This is a genomic window from Streptomyces sp. NPDC044061, assembly GCF_056434305.1.
On sequence record NZ_JBWKFL010000020.1, the window covers coordinates 117,744 to 137,989 of the forward strand.

Consider the following 20,246-nt stretch of genomic DNA (forward strand, 5'->3'; position numbering starts at 1 on the left):
TGAACGGGTGACACGTCAGCAGTCTCCTTCCGCCTCCCCGCCCGCCGGTGCCTCGCGCAACCCCGTCGGCGGTCACGTCCCCGTGGCCGGCGGCCTGCACTCGGTGGGGCTGTCGTACGCCCGTGACCTGAAGGCGGAGACCGTGCAGGTCTTCGTGGCCAACCCGCGCGGGTGGGCCACGCCGGCCGGGAACCCGAGGCAGGACGAGGCGTTCCGCGAGGCCTGTGCCGAGGAGTCGATCCCGGCGTACGTGCACGCCCCCTACCTGATCAACTTCGGCTCGCACACCGAGGCCACCGTGGAGCGGTCGGTGGAGTCCCTCCGGCACTCGCTGCGGCGCGGACGGGAGATCGGCGCGCTCGGCGTCGTCGTGCACACCGGCAGCGCGACCGGCGGGCGGGCGCGGGACGTGGCGCTGAAGCAGGTCCGCGAGCACATGCTGCCGCTGCTGGACGAGCTGACGCACGACGACGACCCGTTCCTGCTGCTGGAGTCGACCGCCGGGCAGGGCGCCTCCCTGTGTTCGCGCACCTGGGACTTCGGGCCGTACTTCGAGGCGCTGGACGCCCATCCCAAGCTGGGCGTCTGCCTGGACACGTGCCACATCTTCGCCGCCGGGCACGACCTGACCGGTCCGAGCGGCATGCACCAGACCCTCGATCTGCTGGTGGACACCGTGGGCGAGGGCCGGCTGAAGCTGATCCACGCCAACGACTCCAAGGACGTGGTCGGCGCGCACAAGGACCGGCACGAGAACATCGGCGCCGGTCACATCGGCGAGGACCCCTTCCGCGCCCTGATGAGCCACCCCGCGACGGCGGGCGTGCCGCTCGTCATCGAGACCCCGGGCGGCAAGGAGGGGCACGCGGCGGACGTGGAGCGCCTGAAGAAGCTGCGGGACGGCTGAGCCGCCGGGGCGGCCGGTCCCCGGTTCGGGGCGCGGGTCAGAGTTCGGGGCCGTCCCCGGGCTCCTCCTGGTAGGAGTAGCGCTGTTCCTTCCAGGGGTCGCCGATGTTGTGGTAACCGCGCTCCTCCCAGAAGCCCCGGCGGTCGGCGGTCATGTACTCCACGCCGCGCACCCACTTGGGGCCCTTCCAGGCGTAGAGGTGGGGGACGATCAGGCGGACCGGGAAGCCGTGCTCGGCGGTGAGGAGTTCGCCGTCCTTGTGGGTGGCGAAGACGGTGCGGTCGGAGGCGAAGTCCGACAGCCGCAGGTTCGAGCTGAAGCCGTACTCCGCCCACACCATCACATGGGTGACGTCCGGTGCCGGCGGGGCGAGGTCGAGGATCGTCCGGGCCGGGATGCCGCCCCACTCCGCGCCGGTCATGCTGAACTTCGTCACGCAGTGCAGATCGGCCACCACGGTGGTGTAGGAGAGGGCCGTGAACTCCTCGTGGTTCCAGGTGCGCTTGTCGCCGTCGGCGGTCGCGCCGAAGACCCGGAACTCCCAGCGCTCGGGCCGGAACTTCGGCACGGGCCCGTAGTGCGTGACGGGCCAGCCACGCTGGAGTCGCTGTCCCGGCGGAAGCTCGGACCCTGCCGCTGCCCCAGATTCACGCTCCACCGGATGACCCATGTAACCATCCTGACAGACCTTGGGCAGTGCCCTTGACCACGTAGAGCGAATCGGGCAACTGTCATCAAGTCAGTGCTTACTTACTAAGTACGCACTTACTGGACGATCTTCTCCGCCGGTGCAATCATGCGGCCGCACGCCCCACCCGTCCCTCCGTGTGGAAGGAGCCTCTGCGATGCAGGGCGACCCCGAGGTCATCGAGTTCCTCAACGAGCAGCTCACCGGCGAGCTGACCGCGATCAACCAGTACTTCCTGCACGCGAAGATGCAGGAGAACTTCGGCTGGACGAAGCTCGCCAAGTACACGCGGCACGAGTCGTTCGACGAGATGAAGCACGCCGAGGTGCTCACCGACCGGATCCTGTTCCTGGAGGGGCTGCCCAACTACCAGCGGCTGTTCCATGTGCGGGTGGGGCAGACCGTCAGGGAGATGTTCGAGGCCGACCGGCAGATCGAGGTGGAGGCGATCGACCGGCTCAAGCGGGGCATCAAGGTGATGCGGGAGAAGGGCGACATCACGTCCGCGAACATCTTCGAGGACATCCTCGCCGACGAGGAGCACCACATCGACTACCTCGACACCCAGCTGGAGCTGGTGGACAAGCTCGGCGAGGCGCTGTACCTCGCGCAGGTGATCGAACAGCCGGAGAGCTGAACGGCCTCGCCTAGGCGGCGTCGGGGAGCTCGGTCAGAACCGGCTTGCCCTGGTCGGCCAGCTCGCGGCGCGGGCAGGCGCCACGGCCGAGGATGGCCTGGATCCGGCGGACGCACGAGCCGCAGTCCGTGCCCGCCTTGCAGGCGGAGGCTATCTGGCGGGGGGTGCAGGCACCGTCCTCCGCGTGCTGCTTGACCTGCGCCTCGGTGACACCGAAGCAACTGCAGACGTACACGCGGTTCACCTCCCGGCGGGATCGCTCGCTTACTGCCATCCCGTTTCTCGGTGAGGCAAACCTAACCTAACCCATGTCGCGTGGACCGCAACAGTGGCTGGGGCGCGGATCCTGTGTGATCCGCGCCCCAGTGCGGTCACTGGTCCCGGTACATCTCCGCGACCAGGAACGCCAGGTCCAGGGACTGGCTGCGGTTAAGGCGGGGGTCGCAGGCCGTCTCGTAACGCTGGTGCAGGTCGTCGACGAAGATCTCGTCGCCGCCGCCCACGCACTCGGTGACGTCGTCACCGGTCAGCTCGACGTGGATGCCGCCCGGGTGGGTGCCGAGGCCCTTGTGGACCTCGAAGAAGCCCTTGACCTCGTCCAGCACGTCGTCGAACCGACGCGTCTTGTGCCCGGAGGCCGCCTCGAAGGTGTTGCCGTGCATCGGGTCCGTCACCCAGGCCACCGTGGCACCGGAGGCGGTGACCTTCTCGACCAGCTCCGGAAGCCTGTCCCGGATCTTGTCGGCGCCCATGCGGACGATGAAGGTCAGCCGGCCCGGCTCGCGGTCGGGGTCGAGGCGGTCGATGTAGGTGAGCGCCTCCTCGGCCGTGGTGGTCGGGCCGAGCTTGATGCCGATCGGGTTGCGGATCTTCGAGGCGAACTCGATGTGCGCGCCGTCCAGCTGGCGGGTGCGCTCACCGATCCACACCATGTGCCCGGAGACGTCGTACAGCAGGCCGGTCCGCGAGTCGACCCTGGTCAGCGCCGACTCGTAGTCGAGCAGCAGCGCCTCGTGCGAGGAGAAGAACTCGACCGTCTTGAACTCCTCCGGGTCGGCCCCGCAGGCGTGCATGAAGTTCAGCGCGTTGTCGATCTCGCGGGCGAGCTGCTCGTAGCGCTGGCCGGACGGGGACGACTTCACGAAGTCCTGGTTCCAGGCGTGCACCTGGCGCAGGTCGGCGTAGCCGCCGGTGGTGAAGGCGCGCACCAGGTTCAGCGTGGAGGCGGACGCATGGTACATCCGCTTCAGCCGCTCCGGGTCCGGGATCCGGGCGGCCTCGGTGAAGTCGAAGCCGTTGACGGAGTCGCCGCGGTAGGTCGGCAGCGTCACGCCGTCGCGGGTCTCGGTCGGCTTGGAGCGCGGCTTGGAGTACTGGCCCGCGATCCGGCCGACCTTGACCACCGGCACCGAGGCCGCGTAGGTCAGCACGGCGCCCATCTGGAGCAGCGTCTTGAGCTTGTTGCGGATGTGGTCGGCGGACACCGCGTCGAAGGCCTCGGCGCAGTCGCCGCCCTGGAGGAGGAACGCCTCTCCCTTGGCGACGGCCGCCAACCGGGCGCGCAGCTGGTCGCACTCGCCCGCGAAGACGAGCGGCGGATACGACTCGAGGTCCGCGATCGCTGCGCGCAGAGCCTCGGCGTCGGGGTACTCGGGCTGCTGCGCCGCGGGCAGGTTTCGCCAGGTGTTGCCAGCGCTCGGGCTGGTCTTAGCGTTCACGGTCACCTCGTAAACATTACGGGGTCGTGTCTCCATAATTTCCTCCGGCTCGACTGGTGAGACGGAGTGATTGCCTCATGGACGGCACGGCCGTGCGGTAGGGTTCGTCGCATGTTCGCGCTTTCGACCCAGAACTGGTGGTGGACCGCTCATCCGGCGGCCCGCTGACTGCGCGTACACAAGACTTCGCGAAGGCCGCCCGAGGGGCGGCCTTCGGTGTTTTCCGGGGTCGTTCCTCTCGTTGAGAAGGATCACCCATGGATCTCCACGACCTCTTGCACGACCCCCGCCCCTTCGCCCTGCTCCACCGTCGCACGCCGGGCCGCGACGAGGACACGGTGGAGGTGCTGCTCGGTCCGGTCTCCCCGCGTGAGCGCCTTGCCGACCTCCCCGACGAGGGCCTCGCGCTCGTGCCGTTCCGGCAGATCCGCGAGCGCGGCTTCGACGTCCACGACGACGGCACCCCGCTGCTGGTGCTCACACCCGAGGAGTCGTACGAGATCCCGCTGGAGGCGGCCCTGCGGTCGCTGCCCGGTCACGAGGTGCGGGTCGAGGGCGGCCGCTTCGACGTCGGCGACGAGGAGTACGGCGAGATCGTCGGGCGGGTGCTGCGCGAGGAGATCGGCCGGGGCGAGGGCGCGAACTTCGTGATCCGGCGGACGTACGAGGGCGCGATCCCGGGCTTCGGCCGGGCCGACGCGCTGGCGCTGTTCCGCCGGCTGCTGGAGGGCGAGCGGGGCGCGTACTGGACGTTCGTCGTGCACACCGGGGAGAGGACGCTGGTCGGCGCCAGTCCCGAGGTGCATGTGCGGATGTCCGGCGGCACGGTCGTCATGAACCCGATCAGCGGGACGTACCGCTATCCCGCAGAGGGACCGACGCCCGAGCATCTGCTGGACTTCCTCGCCGACGGCAAGGAGATCGAGGAGCTGTCCATGGTCGTCGACGAGGAACTGAAGATGATGTGCACCGTCGGCGACATGGGCGGGGTGGTCGTCGGCCCGCGGCTGAAGGAGATGGCACACCTCGCGCACACCGAGTACGAGCTGCGCGGGAAGTCCTCCCTGGATGCGCGGGAGGTGCTGCGGGAGACCATGTTCGCGGCGACGGTCACCGGGTCGCCGGTGCAGAACGCGTGCCGGGTGATCGAGCGCCATGAGCCCGTCGGGCGGGACGGTGTGGGCCGCGGATACTACGCCGGTGCGCTGGCGCTGCTGGGACGGGACTCCGGGGGTGCGCAGACCCTGGACTCCCCCATTCTGATCCGTACCGCCGACATCTCCGCGGGCGGCCGGCTGCGCGTCCCGGTCGGCGCGACCCTGGTGCGCGGCTCGGACCCGGCGGGCGAGGTGGCGGAGACCCACGCGAAGGCCGCCGGCGTGCTGGCGGCCCTCGGGGTACGGCCGTCCCGGCCGCGCGCGGAGCGGGAGCGGGCCCGGCTGGCCGACGATCCCCGGGTGCGGGCCGCGCTGGACGGGCGCCGCTCGTCGCTGGCGCCGTTCTGGCTGCGGATGCAGGAGCGGTCGGCGGCCCTGGAAGGGCACGCCCTGATGGTCGACGGCGAGGACACCTTCACGGCGATGCTCGCCCATGTGCTGCGGTCGGGCGGGCTGGACGTCACCGTCCGGCGGTACGACGAGCCCGGGCTGCGGGAGGCCGTGCTCGGGCACCGGGGCCCGGTCGTCCTCGGGCCCGGCCCCGGCGACCCCTCCGACCTCGAAGATCCCAAGATGCGGTTCCTGCGCGGACTCACCGCCGAGGTGATCCGCGCGCACCGGCACGGAGTGCTCGGCGTCTGCCTCGGGCACGAGCTGATCGCGGCGGAGCTGGGCCTGGAGATCGTACGGAAGGAAGTGCCGTACCAGGGTGCGCAGACCCGGATCGATCTGTTCGGACGGAGCGAGACCGTCGGCTTCTACAACAGCTTCGTGGCGCGCTGCGACGAAGAGGCGGCGAACGAACTGGCCGCCCACGGGATCGAGGTGAGCCGGGCCGCGAACGGCGAGGTGCACGCCGTTCGCGGGCCCGGTATCGCGGGCGTGCAGTTCCATCCGGAGTCGGTGCTGACCCTGAACGGAGCCGCGGTCGTGCGGGAACTGGTCGGCCGGCTGCGCCGCACGACCGTGTAGGCGTCGTAGGCGTCGTAGGCGCCCGATGACCGCCGTCAGCCGAAGAAGACCCCGACCTCCTCGTACAGCTTCGGATCGACCGTCTTCAGCTTGGCCGTGGCCTCGGCGATCGGGACGCGGACGATGTCGGTGCCGCGCAGGGCGACCATCTTGCCGAAGTCGCCCTCGCGGACGCAGTCGATGGCGTGCAGGCCGAAGCGGGTGGCGAGCCAGCGGTCGAAGGCGCTCGGGGTGCCACCGCGCTGGATGTGCCCGAGGACCGTGGTGCGGGCCTCCTTGCCGGTGCGCTTCTCGATCTCCTTGGCCAGCCACTCGCCGACCCCGGACAGCCGGACGTGCCCGAAGGAGTCCAGCGACCCGTCCTTGAGGACCACGTCGCCGTCCTTCGGCACGGCGCCCTCGGCGACGACGACGATCGGGGCGTACGAGGCCTTGAAGCGGGAGGTGATCCAGGCGCACACCTGGTCGAGGTCGAAGCGCTGTTCGGGGATGAGGATCACGTTGGCGCCGCCGGCGAGGCCCGAGTGCAGGGCGATCCAGCCGGCGTGACGGCCCATCACCTCGCACACCAGGACCCGCATGTGGGACTCGGCGGTGGTGTGCAGGCGGTCGATGGCCTCGGTGGCGATGCCGACCGCGGTGTCGAAGCCGAAGGTGTAGTCGGTGGCGGACAGGTCGTTGTCGATGGTCTTGGGGACGCCGACGCACGGCACGCCGTACTCGTCGGCCAGCCGCGCGGCGACGCCGAGGGTGTCCTCGCCGCCGATCGCGATGAGCGCCTCGATCTCCTGCTTGGCCAGGTTCTCCTTGATCCGGCGGATGCCGCCCTCCACCTTGAGGGGGTTGGTCCGCGAGGAGCCGAGGATGGTGCCGCCCCGGGGCAGGATCCCGCGCACCGCGGGGATGTCGAGGCGGACGGTGTCGCCTTCGAGAGGCCCGCGCCAGCCGTCCCGGAAGCCGACGAAGTCGTATCCGTACTCCTGCACGCCCTTGCGGACGATGCCCCGGATGACGGCGTTGAGCCCGGGGCAGTCACCGCCTCCGGTCAGTACTCCGACCCGCATGGAAATGTCCCTTCGCCGCGGTTGCCTGACGCTCAGTCACGGTAATGGTGATACGCGTCACGCAGGGAGAGGCGGGGAGGGTGATTCCGGTGAATTGTCAGGAGGCTGCTTGACCAGGCGGTTTCACTCGTCGTCGAGGCCGCGCTCGATCGCGTACCGCACCAGCTCCACCCTGTTGTGCAGCTGCAGCTTGCCGAGGGTGTTCTGGACGTGGTTCTGGACCGTGCGGTGGGAGATGACGAGGCGTTCGGCGATCTGCTTGTAGCTCAGGCCCTTGGCCACCAGCCGCAGCACCTCCGTCTCCCGCTCGGTCAGCCGGGGCGCACCCGGCTCGTCGGCGTCCGGGGCGGGCGCGGGCTCGGAGGCCAGGCGCCGGTACTCGCCGAGGACCAGTCCGGCGAGGCCGGGCGTGAACACCGGGTCGCCGACGGCGGTACGGCGCACCGCGTCCAGCAGCTCCTCGGTCGAGGCGGACTTCAGCAGGTAGCCGGTCGCGCCGGACTTCACGGCCTCCAGTACGTCGGCGTGCTCGCCGCTCGCCGAGAGGACGAGGACCCGCAGGGCCGGGTTGTGGGCGACCAGCTCCTTGCACACCTGGACGCCGGGCTTGGCCGGCAGGTTGAGGTCCAGCACGAGGACGTCGGGGGCGGCCGCCTTGGCGCGGCGGACCGCCTGTTCGCCGTCTCCGGCGGTGGCGACCACCTCGAAGCCCGACTCGGCCAGGTCACGGGCGACCGCGTCACGCCACATCGGGTGGTCGTCGACGACCATGACCTTGATCGGGTCCTGCTGTGTCATCGCTTCTCCGCCTTCCCCCGCGCCCGTCCGGCGCCCTTCGGTACCTTCAACTCGACTTCCGCGCCCTGCCCGGGGACGGAGATCAGCTCGGCGCTGCCGCCGAGGTCGCGCAGCCGTCCGCGGATGGACTGGGCCACGCCGAGCCTGCCCTCGCCCTCGGCCTGGGCGAGCCGGCCCTCGGGGATGCCGGGGCCGTCGTCCCGGACGGTGACGACGATCTCGTCGGGCTCGTCCTCGACCAGGATCCAGGCCCGGGCGTCCCCGCCGGCGTGCTCGCGCACGTTGTCCAGGGCGGCCCCGACCGCCGCGGCCAGTTCCCGCGCCGCCCGCGGCGGCAGCGGCACCGGGGCGCCGGGTTCGGCGAGGCTGACCCGGGCGCCCGCGTAAGCGGCGAGCAGGGAGCGCAGATCGACCGGGCCATCGTCGTCGGGTTCCTCGACGGCGCGTACGACGGCTCCGGCGGCCGTGTCCTCCGACACCCGGGAGACCGGCAGCAGCCCGCCGGAGACCAGGGTGCGCAGCGCCACCTCCTGCTCCCCCGCGAGCCGCCCCAGTTCGGCCGCCTCGCCGCCGATGACCGCCCCGCGCCGCTGCACCATGGCCAGCACCTGGAGCACGCCGTCGTGGATGTCCCGGGCGAGCCGCTCCCGCTCCCGGGTCGCGGCCTCGATCTCCAGGGCGCGGGCGAGGGTGCGTTCGGAGGCGCGGGCGACCTCCACGACGTAGCCGATGGCGATGGAGGCCACCCAGACCAGGATCACGTTGTGCACGGTGTCCCGGGCCGGGCTGCCGCGCTCGACCAGGTTGACGGCGGCCACGGCCGTGGAGGCCATGGCGGCCCAGCGCCAGCCGCCCTTGATGGCGAAGGCCAGCACCGAGCCGGCGGTCCATATCGACGGCAGCGTCGGACCGCCGCCCGCGATCCGCTCGTGACTGTCGGCGAGCGGGGTGAGCAGGATGCCGCTGAGGGCGATGGCCAGGTCGACGGCGAGGAAGCGCTTGGTGCAGCTCGCCGCGTTGGCCACCTTGGGCAGGGTGGCCAGGGTCCACACGACGAGGACCGCGTAGTAGACGACGGCGACCCAGGGGCGGACGAAGTGGTCGTACGCGGTGGCGCAGAGGCCGATGGCGTACAGCATCGTCAGCACTCGGTAACCGGCCAGCGCACGCCACAGCGGCAGCTCGACCGACATGCGCATGACCCGCTCACGTCTGGGCATGGCCGCCTCCCCCCGATCCCCCCGGCTCCGGCGCCTAGGCCTCGGCCTTCTTCTCCGCCTCCCGGGCGGCCTTCTCCGCTTCCCTGGCCGCCTTCGCCGCCTCCGCGATCTGCCGCTTGGCGGCGGTCGCGTAGATGTCGACGTACTCCTGGCCGGAGAGCTTCATGATCTCGTACATGACCTCGTCGGTCACGGCGCGCAGCACGAACCGGTCGTGCTCCATGCCGAGGTAGCGGCTGAAGTCCAGCGGCTCGCCGATCCGGATGCCCGGGCGCATCAGCTTGGGCATCACCTTGCCGGGCGGCTGGATCTTCTCGGTGTCGATCATCGCGACCGGGATGACCGGCGCGCCGGTGGCGAGCGCCACGCGCGCGAGGCCGCCGGGCTTGCCGCGGTAGAGACGGCCGTCGGGCGAGCGCGTGCCCTCCGGGTAGATGCCGAACAGCTCGCCTCGCTCCAGCACCTCTATGCCGCTCCTGATGGCCGCCTCGCCGGCGCCGCGCGCCCCGGAGCGGTCCACCGGGAGCTGTCCGACGCCCTTGAAGAAGGCGGCCGTGAGGCGGCCCTTGACGCCGGGGGTGGTGAAGTACTCGGCCTTCGCGATGAAGGTGACCTTGCGGTCCAGGACCGCGGGCAGGAAGAACGAGTCCGAGAAGGACAGGTGATTGCTCGCCAGAATGGCGGGACCCTCGGCCGGAATGTTCTCCAGGCCCTCCACCCAAGGTCTGAAGGCGACCTTCAGCGGCCCTCCGATGGCGACCTTCATCGTGCCGTACAACACCCGCGTGCCTCCTGTTTCCGTCGATGAGACCTTAACCCGGAGCGCCGCCAATGGGACCGACGACCCTGGTCGGTGTCAGTGCGGTCGCGTACGGTGAAGCACATCCGCCCGTTCTGCACGCCTCTCTCAGGAACAGGAGCCCGAAAGGTGCCGGTTCTTCCAGGAGCCGAGCCGTACCGCCACGAGGGCGGGGAGGTGGGTCTCCTCCTCTGTCACGGCTTCACCGGCTCGCCCCAGTCGCTGCGCCCGTGGGCGGAGCACCACGCCGCGCACGGCCTGACCGTGTCGCTGCCGCTGCTGCCCGGACACGGCACACGCTGGGAGGACCTGCTGGTGACGGGCTGGCAGGACTGGTACGCGGAGGTGGACCGCGAGCTGCGGCTGCTCACCGAGCGCTGTTCCCGGGTGTTCGTCGGGGGCCTGTCGATGGGCGGGGCGCTGGCGCTGCGGCTGGCGGCCGGGCACGGCGAGCGGGTCGCCGGGGTGGTCGTCGTCAACCCGGCGAACCGGGTGCACGGCCTGTCGGCTTACGCCCTTCCGGTGGCCCGGCACCTCGTGCGGACGACGAAGGGCATCGCCAGCGACATCGCCAAGGGCGGGGCGGCGGAGCTGGGATACGACAAGGTGCCGCTGCACGCGGCGCACTCCCTGCGCATTTTTCTGCGCCGGCTGGACGGCGAGCTGCCCCAGGTCACCCAGCCGTTGCTGCTGCTGCGCAGCGCCCAGGACCATGTGGTCCCGGCGGCCGACTCGGCGCGGGTGCTGAGCCGGGTGTCCTCCCTGGACGTAACGGAGATCGTGCTGGAACAGAGTTGGCACGTGGCGACGTTGGACCACGATGCGGACCGGATCTTCGAGGAGAGCCTCGCCTTCCTGGGCCGGCTCGCACCCAGTGTCGGCAAGGAAGGGACGGCCGCAGTTGGCTGAGCACGACTCCGACCGCGAGGACCGCGAGCCGGACGAGAAGGGAGTGCCCTTCGACGAGGACGCCGTGTGGCGCGCCATCGTCGCGGGGTACGGCGAGGAACCGGCGGACCCGCCGGGTACGCGCCCCTTCAAGCCGGTGGAGGATCTCGCGCTGCCCGAGAAGGAGCCGCAGACCGAGGGCACCGACGTCACCGACGGCACGGACGGCACGGACGGCACGGACGGCACCGGGGAGTCGGCGCCGGCCCGGCCGCTGGGCAGCTCGATCTCGTTCGCCCCGGGTGTCGGCCCACGCGACTACACGACCCCGGAGCCGTCCGAGGACGACCTCGGCGAGGACGACGAGGGCCACTTCGTGCCGCCCGAACCGCCACCGCTGCCGACCGCCGACGCGACCGCCAAGTTCGCCTGGCTCGGGGTGGTCGGCGGACCCGTCCTGCTGCTGCTCGCCGTGGTGCTGGGCTGGGACATGACCTGGTGGCTGACGACCCTCGGCATAGGCGGGTTCCTGGGCGGCTTCGCCACGCTGGTGATGCGGATGCGCACGGACGACGACGAGGGCGACGACCCCGGGCGCGGGGCGGTCGTCTGACCGCGCCTCACCCGGCCGGGATCCTGAGGGCGGCGAGGACCGGCAGGTGGTCCGTGGCCGCCCTCAGGTCTGTCCGCGTGACGCCGGGGTGCCCGTCCGGCACCCCGCAGCCGAGCACGTCGATGCCCTTGGTCGCGAAGACGGCGTCGATGCGCTGGTGGGGGTCGGCGGGGGTCGAGGTGAACTCGCCGCCCCAGGGGGTGGCCGTCCGGCAGTCCTGAAGGCCGGCGGCGAGGAGGCGGAAGGTGCGGCCGTCGGGGCGTTCGTTGAGATCGCCGCCCACCACCGCGTGTTCCACGCCCATGCCGGCGAGCCGGTCCAGGAGCATGCCGCCCTGTTCGTAGCGCTCGTCCCGCTGCAGGCTCAGGTGGCAGCTGACGACCCCGAGGCGGGCCGCGCCGAAGCGGACCACCGCCGTGGCGAGGCCGCGCCGGTGCAGTCCGGGGGTGAGCGGGAGGAGCACGTCCTCCGCTCGTTCGACGCCGGCTCGCAGGGTGCACAGGATCGCCGGTCCCGCCGCCGTGGCTCCTCCGGTGAGGACGACCGTGCCGGAGGCGGCCGCGAGTCGGGCGAGTTTCTTGCGCCAGCGGAAGAAGCGGGGGGCTTCCTGGACGAGGACCAGGTCGGGGGCACAGGCGGTGATCACCCTCGCCAGGGCCTCGGTGTCGTCGCGCATCGAGCGGATGTTGTAGCTCAGGACGCGGATGACGGCGGAACCGTCGGGCTCCGTCCGGGAGTTGGGGAGCAGCGTGGTGGTCGCCATGACGGTCAACATACGACGATGCCCGCCGTTCCGGGACCGGACTCGGCGGGCATCGTCGTACCGGGCTCGCTACATGATCGGGTCGGGCTCGCGGGCCAGGTCGGCCGCGCCCACCAGGCCCGCCTTGTTGCCGAGCTGGGCGGCGATCACGTCGGCGACCGGGCGCCAGTTGCCGCCGACCAGCCAGCGCTTGTACGACTTGCGGATCGGGTCGAGGACCAGCTCGCCCTCGTCCGAGAGGCCGCCGCCGACGATGAAGGCCGAGGGGTCGAACAGCGAGGCCAGGTCGGCGAGGCCGGCACCGGCCCAGCGGGCCAGCTCGCGGTAGGAGTCGACGGCGACCGGGTCGCCCTGACGGGCGGCCATGGAGATGTGCTTGCCCTCGATGCCGTCCGGGGTGCCGTCGCCCAGGCCGAGCAGGACCTCGGCAAGCTCGGGGGTGGCGTTGGCACGCTGCTTGGCGTAGCGGACCAGGGCGCGGCCGGAGGCGTACTGCTCCCAGCAGCCCTGCGAGCCGCAGCCGCACTGCAGGCCGTCCGGGACCATCCGGATGTGGCCGAACTCGGCGGCCACGCCGAAGTGGCCGCGGCGCAGCTTGTTGCCGATGATGATGCCGCCGCCGAGGCCGGTGCCGAGCGTGATGCAGATGACGTTGCGGTGGCCCTTGCCGGCGCCGAACTTGTACTCGCCCCACGCGGCGGCGTTGGCGTCGTTCTCGACCACGACCGGGAGGCCCACGCGGGCCTCGACCTTCTCCTTGAGCGGCTCCTGGCGCCAGTCGATGTTGGGGGCGAAGTACACCGTGGAGCGCTGCCGGTTCACGTATCCGGCCGCACCGATGCCCACGCCGACGATCTCGTGACCCGCGCGCGCACCCTCCACCGCCGAGGCGATGGCGTCCACGATGGCCTCGGGCGTGGTGGGGGTCGGCACCTTGAAGGTCGAGAGGATGTTGCCTTCCTCGTCGACCACCCCGGCCGCGATCTTGGTGCCGCCGATGTCGACGCCGATGGTGAGTCCCATGAATCCCTCAGTTCCGGTCGAGCCCCGCTACGGCCAACCGTACCCGAGGCCCTGCCGTGCAAGGGCTTCAGTCCAGGTCGATGCGCTCCCCCGGACCGGTGCCCTCGCCCCGGTCGGGACGGTCGGACCGGTCGTCCTTCAGGTCGGCCGCGCCGGTGGTCCAGCGGTGCTCCTGGGCCTGGACGGCGGAGCGGTAGGCGGCCAGCAGTTCGGTGCCGGCCGCGGCAAGGTGGTCGAAGACGTCCGGGTTGCGCTCGATGACGGGCTCGACGGCGGCCTTCGCCTGCTGGACGACCTGGCGCACCACCTGCTGCGCGGCGGGGCCGGCCAGGCTGCCGAGGAGGGGGGACTGGAGGCCGGACAGCTTGTCGGCCACCGTGTCCACGAACCTGCGCAGTTCCTCGGCGGCGGAACCCGGGGGCGGGCCCTGCTCGGCACGGCGGCGGGCCTTCTCGGCGGCGAGGTCCTCGGCGCAGGCCGTGGCCCAGGCGTCGGCGTCGCTCGCCCGCTGCTCCTCCCCGGAGGGTTCGGGTGCGGGGCGCTCTTCGCTCATGGCGGACTCCTGACTACGGTTCGCCCTTCCGACGTTACCCGAACGGGCGCAGGCCGTTCACCGTCCGGCGGCGGGCCACAGGTCGGGATCGGGCGCGAAGCGGACGCGCAGCTCGCCGTCGCGCAGCCCGGCGCCGGCGACGGTGCAGCGGCGCAGGGCGGAGGGGAGCGGAACGATCCGCCGGAAGGGGCCCGCCCCGATCAGGAGTTCGTCGCCGCGCCGGATCAGCTCCAGGTCGTCCCGTATCGCGCCGGGCAGCGGGATGTGCCAGACCAGCACCCCGTCCTCGGCCAGGCGGTCGGAGACGGGCCACTCGACGGGAGCGGGTGCCGGGTTGACGCCGGGGACGCCGAGGGCGTCGAGGTCGTCGGCGCCGCGGGGGTCGCGGCCGAGGTGCGGGACCGGGTGGACGTCGTACCGGCGCGGCGTGTCCTGCCAGTCGGCGAGGGCCTTGCGCTGCTGGGCGAGGAGGCCCGCGAGCCAGCCGTCGGGGGCGGTCTCGGGCAGCACGCGGTTGGCGATCAGGGCCTCGGTGCGCAGGCCGCGCAGGGCGAGACCGAGGACGGCGGTGTGCAGGGCGTCGGTGCCGGCGGGGCCGGGTTCGGCGACCAGCCGTACCGCGGTGTGCCGGTCGCACAGCACCGCCTCCACGGCGGCCAGCTCCGTGTCCCAGCGGGCCGCCGTCTCGTACAGCCAGTCGGCGGGCATGGGCACACCGGCGAGCCGGCCGAGGACCGGGCGCAGGGCGCGGGCCGCCTGCCGCTCGGGCGGGAGCAGCCGGCGCAGGTAGCGGCGCAGCTCCTCGGGGAGGGCGAGCAGCGGGAGGGCCTGGGCGAGGGGCGGCAGGTCCACGACGAGCAGGTCGTAGCGCTCGGAGAGGGCGGCGTCCCTGAGGGCGCGCAGGAAGGACAGCTCCTCGGCGCCGGGCAGCGGGGTGACCTCCTCGGCGTCCAGGCGGGCCGCGCCGAGGAGGTCGAGGACGTTGGCGGCGCGGGTCTGGAACGCGGTGAGGTCCTGCCGGAAGCGGTCGACCGCGTCGGGCCTCCACACGGTGAGGAGCGGGGCGGCCTCGGTCGGGGTCGGTCCTGTTCCGGTGCCCAGTGCCACGCCCAGCGTGTCCGTGTGATCGGCGCTGAGCAGGAGCGTGCGGGTGCCGTCGCCCGCGGCGCGCTGTGCGGTGGCGGCGGCGACGGTCGTACGACCGCTGCCGCCCGGGCCCGTGATCAGGATGGTGCGCATGAGGGTGAACGGTAACGGAGCGGGGGGTGCGGCGGTGCCGCTGCGCCGCCCGGTACCGGGGGCCTACTGCCCGCCGGACTCCACCCTCTTCTTCAGGCCCGCCAGGGCGCGGTCGATGATGACCTTCTCCGCCTTGCGCTTGATCATGCCGAGCATGGGGATCTTGACGTCGACGGTGAGCTGGTAGGTGACCTCGGTGGCGCCCGCGCCGGCCGGCTCGAGGAGGTAGGAGCCGTCCAGGGAGCGCAGCATCTGGGACTTCACCAGCGTCCAGGAGACCTCGTTCTCCCCGGTCCAGGTGTAGCCCAGGGTCTGGTCGTCCTTGATGGCCCCGGCGTCCATGACTAGGCGGACCTGCTCGGCACGGCCCTGCTCGTCGGTCTTGAGTACCTCGGCCTCCTTGACCTCGCCGGTCCAGTCCGGGTAGCGGGTGAAGTCGGCGATCACCGCCATGACGTCGGCCGGAGCCGCCTCGATCGTGATGCTCGAACTGGTGTGTTCCGCCATCGCCGTGGCTCCTCCAGATACGGACCGAAGAGAGTCTTCCGTGCGCGGGGTGCGCACGTCTGTGCAGCGTGAAGGCTACCGCGCCGCCGACCTGGCACCTCCACCGCCTTCACCTCGTCCGGCCGGTCCTCACCATTCGAGCGCCCAGGGGCTGCCCGTGCCGGCGAAGTGCCCCACGTTCACGCACTCGGTCGCGCCGATCCGCATCCGGCGGACGAGCGGCTGGTGGACGTGGCCGAAGAGGGCGTACCGCGGCCTGGTGCGGTGGATCGCGGCGAGCAGGGCGCGGCTGCCCCGCTCGAAGCGGCGCGCGACGGTGTCGTAGACCAGTTCGGGCACCTCCGGCGGGATGTGCGTGCACAGCACGTCCACCTCGCCGACCGCCTCGATCTTCGCCGCGTACTCCTCGTCGCCGATCTCGTAGGGCGTGCGCATCGGGGTGCGCAGGCCGCCGCCGACGAAGCCGAAGGTCCAGCCGCCGATCTCGACCCGCTCGCCGTCGAGCACCGTGGTGCCGGGTCCGGCGTACTCGCTCCACAGCGGCGGCATGTCGACGTTGCCGTAGGTTGCGTACGTCGGGGTCGGGAACGCGGCGAACAGCTCGGCGTACTGCTTGCGCACGGCCTTCTCGATCGCGGTGGCCCGGTCGGAGCCGATCCCGGCCCACAGCCGGGCGCCGAAGGCGCGCGCCTCCTCGAAGCGGCGGGCGGTGCGCAGCTCGACGATGCGGTCGGCGTTCTCCTTGCCGAACAGGTCCGGGAAGATCCCGCGCGAGTGGTCGGCGTAGTCGAGGAAGAGGACGAGGTCGCCGAGACAGATCAGGGCGTCCGCACCTTCTCCGGCCCGCGCCAGGTCACGGACGTTGCCGTGCACGTCACTGACCACGTGGAGGCGTGTCCTTCGGTTGCCGGAGCGTGTGGGTGCCATGGCGATCAAGCGTAGGCGTGTGGGATGTGCGTGAACAGTGACGGCCCGGCCTGCGGTTACTCGCCGGTCGGTGAAGCCGTGGACTACTGTGCGCGAAGGAACGCCATCCCGTGTGACGCAGCGAACATCTCGCCGGAACCCCCTGTCGTAGAAGCCATACCGACCGGTAACGTCCGGGCAGTCCAGTCGTGCTCTGGATTTCAACATCTGAATTCCCGAGCACCTGCCCGAGCCTTGGACCGCACCGTCGCATCACACAGTGTCGTGGCGCCGGCGCCCTATGAGGAGCAGCAGTCTTGCGCGAGTTCAGCCTTCCGGCTTTGTACGAGGTCCCTGCGGACGGCAATCTGACCGACATCGTCCGCAGAAACGCCGCGCAGCATCCCGATGTCGCCGTCATCGCCCGCAAGGTGGGCGGCGTCTGGCAGGACGTCACGGCCACGCAGTTCCTGGCCGAGGTGCACGCCGCCGCCAAGGGTCTCATCGCCGCCGGTGTGCAGCCGGGCGACCGGGTCGGCCTGATGTCCCGGACCCGCTACGAGTGGACGCTGCTCGACTTCGCGATCTGGAGCGCGGGCGCGGTCACCGTGCCGGTGTACGAGACCAGCTCGCCGGAGCAGGTGCAGTGGATCCTGTCCGACTCGGGCGCGACCGCCTGCATCGTGGAGCTGGACGGCCACGCGGCCGCCGTGGACTCGGTGCGCGACTCGCTGCCCGCCCTGAAGCACGTCTGGCAGATCGAGGCCGGGGGTGTGGAGGAGCTCGGCCGGCTCGGTCAGGACGTCGCGGACGCGACCGTGGAGGAGCGCGGCTCGCTCGCCAAGGCCGACGACCCGGCGACCATCGTCTACACGAGCGGTACGACCGGCCGGCCCAAGGGCTGTGTGCTCACCCACCGCAGCTTCTTCGCCGAGTGCGGCAACATCGTGGAGCGGCTGCGCCCGCTGTTCCGCACCGGTGAGTGTTCGGTTCTGCTGTTCCTCCCGCTCGCCCACGTCTTCGGGCGGCTCGTGCAGATCGCGCCGATGATGGCGCCGATCAAGCTGGGCTGCGTTCCGGACATCAAGCACCTCACCGACGAGCTGGCCGCCTTCCGGCCGACGCTCGTCCTCGGCGTCCCGCGCGTCTTCGAGAAGGTGTACAACTCGGCCCGCGCCAAGGCGCAGGCGGACGGCAAGGGCGCGATCTTCGACAAGGCCGCGGACACCGCGATCGCCTACAGCAAGGCGCTGGGCACCCCCTCGGGCCCGGCTCTCGGCCTGAAGATCAAGCACAAGGTCTTCGACAGGCTGGTCTACAGCAAGCTGCGGGCGGTCCTCGGCGGCCGGGGCGAGTACGCGATCTCCGGCGGTGCCCCGCTGGGCGAGCGGCTCGGGCACTTCTTCCGGGGCATCGGCTTCACGGTGCTGGAGGGCTACGGCCTGACCGAGTCCTGCGCGGCGACCGCGTTCAATCCCTGGGACCGGCAGAAGATCGGCACGGTCGGCCAGCCGCTGCCGGGCTCGGTGGTGCGGATAGCGGACGACGGCGAGGTGCTGCTGCACGGCGAGCACCTGTTCAAGGAGTACTGGAACAACCCGGGCGCGACGGCCGAGGCGCTGGCCGACGGCTGGTTCCACACCGGTGACATCGGCACCCTCGACGAGGACGGCTATCTGAGGATCACCGGCCGGAAGAAGGAGATCATCGTCACCGCGGGCGGCAAGAACGTCGCCCCGGCCGTGATCGAGGACCGGATCCGGGCGCACGCGCTGGTCGCGGAGTGCATGGTGGTGGGCGACGGGCGGCCGTTCGTGGGCGCGCTGGTCACCGTCGACGAGGAGTTCCTGGGCCATTGGGCCGCCGACCACGGCAAGCCGGCGGGCTCCACCGCGGCGTCGCTGCGCGAGGACCCGGATCTGCACGCGGCGATCCAGGCGGCGGTCGACGACGGCAACGCCGCGGTGTCGAAGGCGGAATCGGTGCGGAAGTTCCGCATTCTGTCCTCCCAGTTCACGGAGGAGTCGGGCCACCTCACCCCGTCGCTGAAGCTCAAGCGGAACGTGGTGGCGAAGGACTACGCGAACGAGATCGAGGCGATCTACGCGAAGTAGCACGCCCGCTGAAAGCGCGTCATGGCGCGGTGTCCTCGGCGAGGACCCGCGCCATCGTGCGTTCGGCGAGGGCGGTGATGGTGACGAAGGGGTTCACGCCGATGGAGCCGGGCACGAGCGAGCCGTCGGTGACGTAGAGCCGTGAATACCCCTTCACCCGGCCGTAGTCGTCGGTGGCCCTGCCCAGCACGCAGCCGCCGAGCGGATGGTAGGTGAAGTCGTCGGCGAAGACCTTGCTGGTCGAGCCGAAGAGGTCGTACCGGTAGATCGTCAGGTTGGCCGCGTTGATCCGGTCGAAGAGCCTCTTGGCCATGCCGACCGACACGGCGCTCTGGGCGGGGGTCCAGCCGAGTCGCACCGCGCCGGACGAGGAGTCGTACGTGAACGACGCCCGCTCGGGGTTCTTGGTGATCGCCAGGTACAGGCTGATCCAGTGCTCGAACCCCATGGGCAGCGGGGCTATTTCGGCGAAGACGGGGTTGTCGGCGTTGGCCCAGTCGTCGATGCCCATGACGGGCATGGTCGCCTGGTTGGCGCCGACGGTGTCCCAGACGTGGTTGGCGCGACCGAGCATGGTGTTGCCGTTGGTGCCCCAGCCGGCGCCCACCGCGGAGTTCAGGTCGGGCAGGGTTCCGGTGTCCCGGGCGCGGACGAGGAGTTCGGTGGTGCCGAGGCTGCCGCCGCCGAGGAAGAGGTAGGTGCAGCCGTACTGCTTGGTCTCGACGACCGCGCCCGTGTTGTCGATCCGGTCCGCGGTCAGCACGTACGTACCGTCGCTCGCCCGGCTGATGGCCTTCACCTTCTCCAGCGTGTGGATGGTGACGTTGCCGGTGCCGAGGGCCGCCGCCAGGTACGTCCTGTCCAGGCTGCGCTTGCCGTAGTTGTTGCCGTAGATGACCTCTCCGGCGAGCGCCGACCTGGTGGCCGTGCCGGCGGCTTCCCGCTGCATGTAGCCGAAGTCGTAGACGTTCGGCACGAAGGTGGTTCTCAGGCCCGCGTTGGCGGCCGCCTTCCGGGAGGTGCGGGTGAATCTGTACCACTCCGTGGACTCGAACCAGGCCGGGTCGACGGTGTTGACGCCGAGCATGGAGCGGGCGCGCGGGAAGTGGGTGCCGTACATGTCGTCGGCATCGACGGTCGGGAACTGCTCGGTGAAGTAGGACCGCAGGGGCGTGACCGCCATTCCGCCGTTGACCAGGGAGCCGCCGCCGACGCCCCGGCCGACGTAGACGGACATGTGGTCGTAGTGGACGCGGTCCAGGACGCCCGGGTAGGCGGCGATGTCCTTGTTGACGAGGTCCAGCCACAGGAACGTGGCCAGCGGGGCCTCCGTGCGGGTGCGGAACCACATCGAGCGCTGGTCGGGGGCGCTGGTGGAGCAGAACACCTTGCCGTCGCCGCCCGCGGTGTTCCAGAGCCGGCCCATCTCCAGGACGAGGGTGCGAATGCCGGCCTGGCCGAGGCGCAGGGCGGCGACGGCGCCGCCGTAGCCCGAGCCGACCACGATGGCGGGGGCGGATTCGACCGCCGCGGGCTCGGCCGCGTGCGCGGACTGGAGGCCGATGCGGGTGAGGCCGAGGGGGGCCGCCGTCTGCAGGGCGGCCATACCGAGGATGTGACGTCTGGTCAGCTGACGCTGCATCAGTTTTGCTGTCATGCGCGCAGCATGTGCGGATTTTC

21 protein-coding genes are annotated in these 20,246 nt (G+C 71.2%); 7 read left to right on the plus strand and 14 right to left on the minus strand.

Going from position 1 to position 20,246, the window contains the following annotated elements; all coding sequences use genetic code 11:
* Positions 1-7: 7 nt before the first annotated feature.
* Positions 8-907 carry a deoxyribonuclease IV gene (locus AC07CM_RS30365; RefSeq protein ID WP_478879654.1) on the plus strand — a complete coding sequence of 300 codons (900 nt, stop codon included), beginning with the start codon at positions 8-10 and terminating at the stop codon, positions 905-907.
* A gap of 37 nt (positions 908-944) precedes the next feature.
* On the opposite strand, the gene AC07CM_RS30370 is transcribed toward AC07CM_RS30365, so the two are convergent.
* Entirely contained in the window at positions 945-1,577 is a 633-nt protein-coding gene (locus AC07CM_RS30370; protein WP_478879655.1) for a sulfite oxidase-like oxidoreductase, read from the minus strand.
* A 175-nt stretch (positions 1,578-1,752) separates the two neighbouring features.
* Here AC07CM_RS30370 and bfr point away from each other — a divergent pair, with 175 nt between their 5' ends.
* Positions 1,753-2,232: a bacterioferritin gene (gene bfr / locus AC07CM_RS30375; protein ID WP_189303691.1), complete on the plus strand. Its 480-nt coding sequence runs from the start codon at positions 1,753-1,755 to the stop codon at positions 2,230-2,232.
* A gap of 10 nt (positions 2,233-2,242) precedes the next feature.
* Here the strand turns inward: bfr and AC07CM_RS30380 are convergent, their stop codons facing one another.
* The gene (locus AC07CM_RS30380; protein ID WP_478879656.1) at positions 2,243-2,467 is read right to left on the minus strand and encodes a (2Fe-2S)-binding protein; all 225 of its coding nucleotides are present in this window, start codon (positions 2,465-2,467) and stop codon (positions 2,243-2,245) included.
* 136 nt (positions 2,468-2,603) lie between these two features.
* Positions 2,604-3,956 carry a class II 3-deoxy-7-phosphoheptulonate synthase gene (locus AC07CM_RS30385; protein ID WP_478879657.1) on the minus strand — a complete coding sequence of 451 codons (1,353 nt, stop codon included), beginning with the start codon at positions 3,954-3,956 and terminating at the stop codon, positions 2,604-2,606.
* Positions 3,957-4,061: 105 nt separating this feature from the next.
* On the opposite strand from AC07CM_RS30385, the gene AC07CM_RS30390 reads away from it, so the two are divergent.
* Complete coding sequence (locus tag AC07CM_RS30390) at positions 4,062-4,118, plus strand: trp operon leader peptide (protein ID WP_350818382.1); 57 nt, start codon at positions 4,062-4,064, stop codon at positions 4,116-4,118.
* 89 nt (positions 4,119-4,207) lie between these two features.
* The gene (locus tag AC07CM_RS30395) at positions 4,208-6,079 is read left to right on the plus strand and encodes an anthranilate synthase family protein (protein ID WP_478879658.1); all 1,872 of its coding nucleotides are present in this window, start codon (positions 4,208-4,210) and stop codon (positions 6,077-6,079) included.
* Positions 6,080-6,114: 35 nt separating this feature from the next.
* On the opposite strand, the gene AC07CM_RS30400 is transcribed toward AC07CM_RS30395, so the two are convergent.
* The 4 genes from AC07CM_RS30400 to AC07CM_RS30415 form a co-directional block, all read right to left on the minus strand.
* Positions 6,115-7,143, minus strand: a complete 1,029-nt coding sequence (locus AC07CM_RS30400) for a 6-phosphofructokinase (protein ID WP_478879659.1) — start codon at positions 7,141-7,143, stop codon at positions 6,115-6,117.
* Between the two features lie 123 nt (positions 7,144-7,266).
* Positions 7,267-7,941 carry a response regulator gene (locus AC07CM_RS30405; protein ID WP_478879660.1) on the minus strand — a complete coding sequence of 225 codons (675 nt, stop codon included), beginning with the start codon at positions 7,939-7,941 and terminating at the stop codon, positions 7,267-7,269.
* Complete coding sequence (gene macS / locus AC07CM_RS30410; RefSeq protein ID WP_478879661.1) at positions 7,938-9,161, minus strand: MacS family sensor histidine kinase; 1,224 nt, start codon at positions 9,159-9,161, stop codon at positions 7,938-7,940. Before macS ends, AC07CM_RS30405 begins: the two co-directional genes overlap by 4 nt.
* A 34-nt stretch (positions 9,162-9,195) precedes the next feature.
* Complete coding sequence (locus tag AC07CM_RS30415; RefSeq protein WP_478879696.1) at positions 9,196-9,927, minus strand: lysophospholipid acyltransferase family protein; 732 nt, start codon at positions 9,925-9,927, stop codon at positions 9,196-9,198.
* A gap of 162 nt (positions 9,928-10,089) precedes the next feature.
* Between AC07CM_RS30415 and AC07CM_RS30420 the strand changes: the two genes are divergently transcribed.
* Positions 10,090-10,869, plus strand: coding sequence for an alpha/beta hydrolase (locus AC07CM_RS30420; RefSeq protein WP_478879662.1), 780 nt, complete (start codon positions 10,090-10,092; stop codon positions 10,867-10,869).
* Positions 10,862-11,461, plus strand: a complete 600-nt coding sequence (locus AC07CM_RS30425; RefSeq protein ID WP_478879663.1) for a hypothetical protein — start codon at positions 10,862-10,864, stop codon at positions 11,459-11,461. Before AC07CM_RS30420 ends, AC07CM_RS30425 begins: the two co-directional genes overlap by 8 nt.
* A gap of 7 nt (positions 11,462-11,468) precedes the next feature.
* On the opposite strand, the gene AC07CM_RS30430 is transcribed toward AC07CM_RS30425, so the two are convergent.
* The 6 genes from AC07CM_RS30430 to AC07CM_RS30455 all read right to left on the minus strand — a co-directional run bounded on the left by AC07CM_RS30430 (position 11,469) and on the right by AC07CM_RS30455 (position 16,473).
* Positions 11,469-12,224 carry an endonuclease/exonuclease/phosphatase family protein gene (locus AC07CM_RS30430; protein WP_478879664.1) on the minus strand — a complete coding sequence of 252 codons (756 nt, stop codon included), beginning with the start codon at positions 12,222-12,224 and terminating at the stop codon, positions 11,469-11,471.
* 69 nt (positions 12,225-12,293) lie between these two features.
* Entirely contained in the window at positions 12,294-13,247 is a 954-nt protein-coding gene (locus tag AC07CM_RS30435) for an ROK family glucokinase (protein WP_478879665.1), read from the minus strand.
* A gap of 67 nt (positions 13,248-13,314) precedes the next feature.
* Positions 13,315-13,800, minus strand: coding sequence for a DUF5304 domain-containing protein (locus AC07CM_RS30440; RefSeq protein ID WP_478879666.1), 486 nt, complete (start codon positions 13,798-13,800; stop codon positions 13,315-13,317).
* 57 nt (positions 13,801-13,857) lie between these two features.
* Positions 13,858-15,039, minus strand: a complete 1,182-nt coding sequence (locus AC07CM_RS30445; protein WP_478879667.1) for an ArsA family ATPase — start codon at positions 15,037-15,039, stop codon at positions 13,858-13,860.
* 63 nt (positions 15,040-15,102) lie between these two features.
* Positions 15,103-15,546, minus strand: a complete 444-nt coding sequence (locus AC07CM_RS30450) for an SRPBCC family protein (RefSeq protein WP_478879668.1) — start codon at positions 15,544-15,546, stop codon at positions 15,103-15,105.
* 129 nt (positions 15,547-15,675) lie between these two features.
* Positions 15,676-16,473 carry a metallophosphoesterase family protein gene (locus tag AC07CM_RS30455; RefSeq protein WP_478879669.1) on the minus strand — a complete coding sequence of 266 codons (798 nt, stop codon included), beginning with the start codon at positions 16,471-16,473 and terminating at the stop codon, positions 15,676-15,678.
* Between the two features lie 296 nt (positions 16,474-16,769).
* Between AC07CM_RS30455 and AC07CM_RS30460 the strand changes: the two genes are divergently transcribed.
* A complete protein-coding gene (locus tag AC07CM_RS30460; RefSeq protein ID WP_478879670.1) occupies positions 16,770-18,566 on the plus strand; it encodes an AMP-dependent synthetase/ligase in 1,797 nt (598 codons plus the stop codon).
* A 19-nt stretch (positions 18,567-18,585) separates the two neighbouring features.
* On the opposite strand, the gene AC07CM_RS30465 is transcribed toward AC07CM_RS30460, so the two are convergent.
* Positions 18,586-20,223: a GMC oxidoreductase gene (locus AC07CM_RS30465; protein ID WP_478879671.1), complete on the minus strand. Its 1,638-nt coding sequence runs from the start codon at positions 20,221-20,223 to the stop codon at positions 18,586-18,588.
* Between the last annotated feature and the right edge of the window lie 23 nt (positions 20,224-20,246).

Excerpts from the sequence above, each read along its gene's own strand:
- AC07CM_RS30450 (WP_478879668.1), bottom strand. The coding sequence starts at position 15,546 with ATGGCGGAACACACCAGTTCGAGCATCACGATCGAGGCGGCTCCGGCC.
- AC07CM_RS30455 (WP_478879669.1), bottom strand. The coding sequence starts at position 16,473 with ATGGCACCCACACGCTCCGGCAACCGAAGGACACGCCTCCACGTGGTC.
- AC07CM_RS30465 (WP_478879671.1), bottom strand. The coding sequence starts at position 20,223 with ATGACAGCAAAACTGATGCAGCGTCAGCTGACCAGACGTCACATCCTC.
- AC07CM_RS30440 (WP_478879666.1), bottom strand. The coding sequence starts at position 13,800 with ATGAGCGAAGAGCGCCCCGCACCCGAACCCTCCGGGGAGGAGCAGCGG.
- AC07CM_RS30435 (WP_478879665.1), bottom strand. The coding sequence starts at position 13,247 with ATGGGACTCACCATCGGCGTCGACATCGGCGGCACCAAGATCGCGGCC.
- AC07CM_RS30400 (WP_478879659.1), bottom strand. The coding sequence starts at position 7,143 with ATGCGGGTCGGAGTACTGACCGGAGGCGGTGACTGCCCCGGGCTCAAC.
- AC07CM_RS30445 (WP_478879667.1), bottom strand. The coding sequence starts at position 15,039 with ATGCGCACCATCCTGATCACGGGCCCGGGCGGCAGCGGTCGTACGACC.
- AC07CM_RS30405 (WP_478879660.1), bottom strand. The coding sequence starts at position 7,941 with ATGACACAGCAGGACCCGATCAAGGTCATGGTCGTCGACGACCACCCG.
- AC07CM_RS30395 (WP_478879658.1), top strand. The coding sequence starts at position 4,208 with ATGGATCTCCACGACCTCTTGCACGACCCCCGCCCCTTCGCCCTGCTC.
- bfr (WP_189303691.1), top strand. The coding sequence starts at position 1,753 with ATGCAGGGCGACCCCGAGGTCATCGAGTTCCTCAACGAGCAGCTCACC.
- AC07CM_RS30415 (WP_478879696.1), bottom strand. The coding sequence starts at position 9,927 with ATGAAGGTCGCCATCGGAGGGCCGCTGAAGGTCGCCTTCAGACCTTGG.
- macS (WP_478879661.1), bottom strand. The coding sequence starts at position 9,161 with ATGCCCAGACGTGAGCGGGTCATGCGCATGTCGGTCGAGCTGCCGCTG.
- AC07CM_RS30370 (WP_478879655.1), bottom strand. The coding sequence starts at position 1,577 with ATGGGTCATCCGGTGGAGCGTGAATCTGGGGCAGCGGCAGGGTCCGAG.
- AC07CM_RS30430 (WP_478879664.1), bottom strand. The coding sequence starts at position 12,224 with ATGGCGACCACCACGCTGCTCCCCAACTCCCGGACGGAGCCCGACGGT.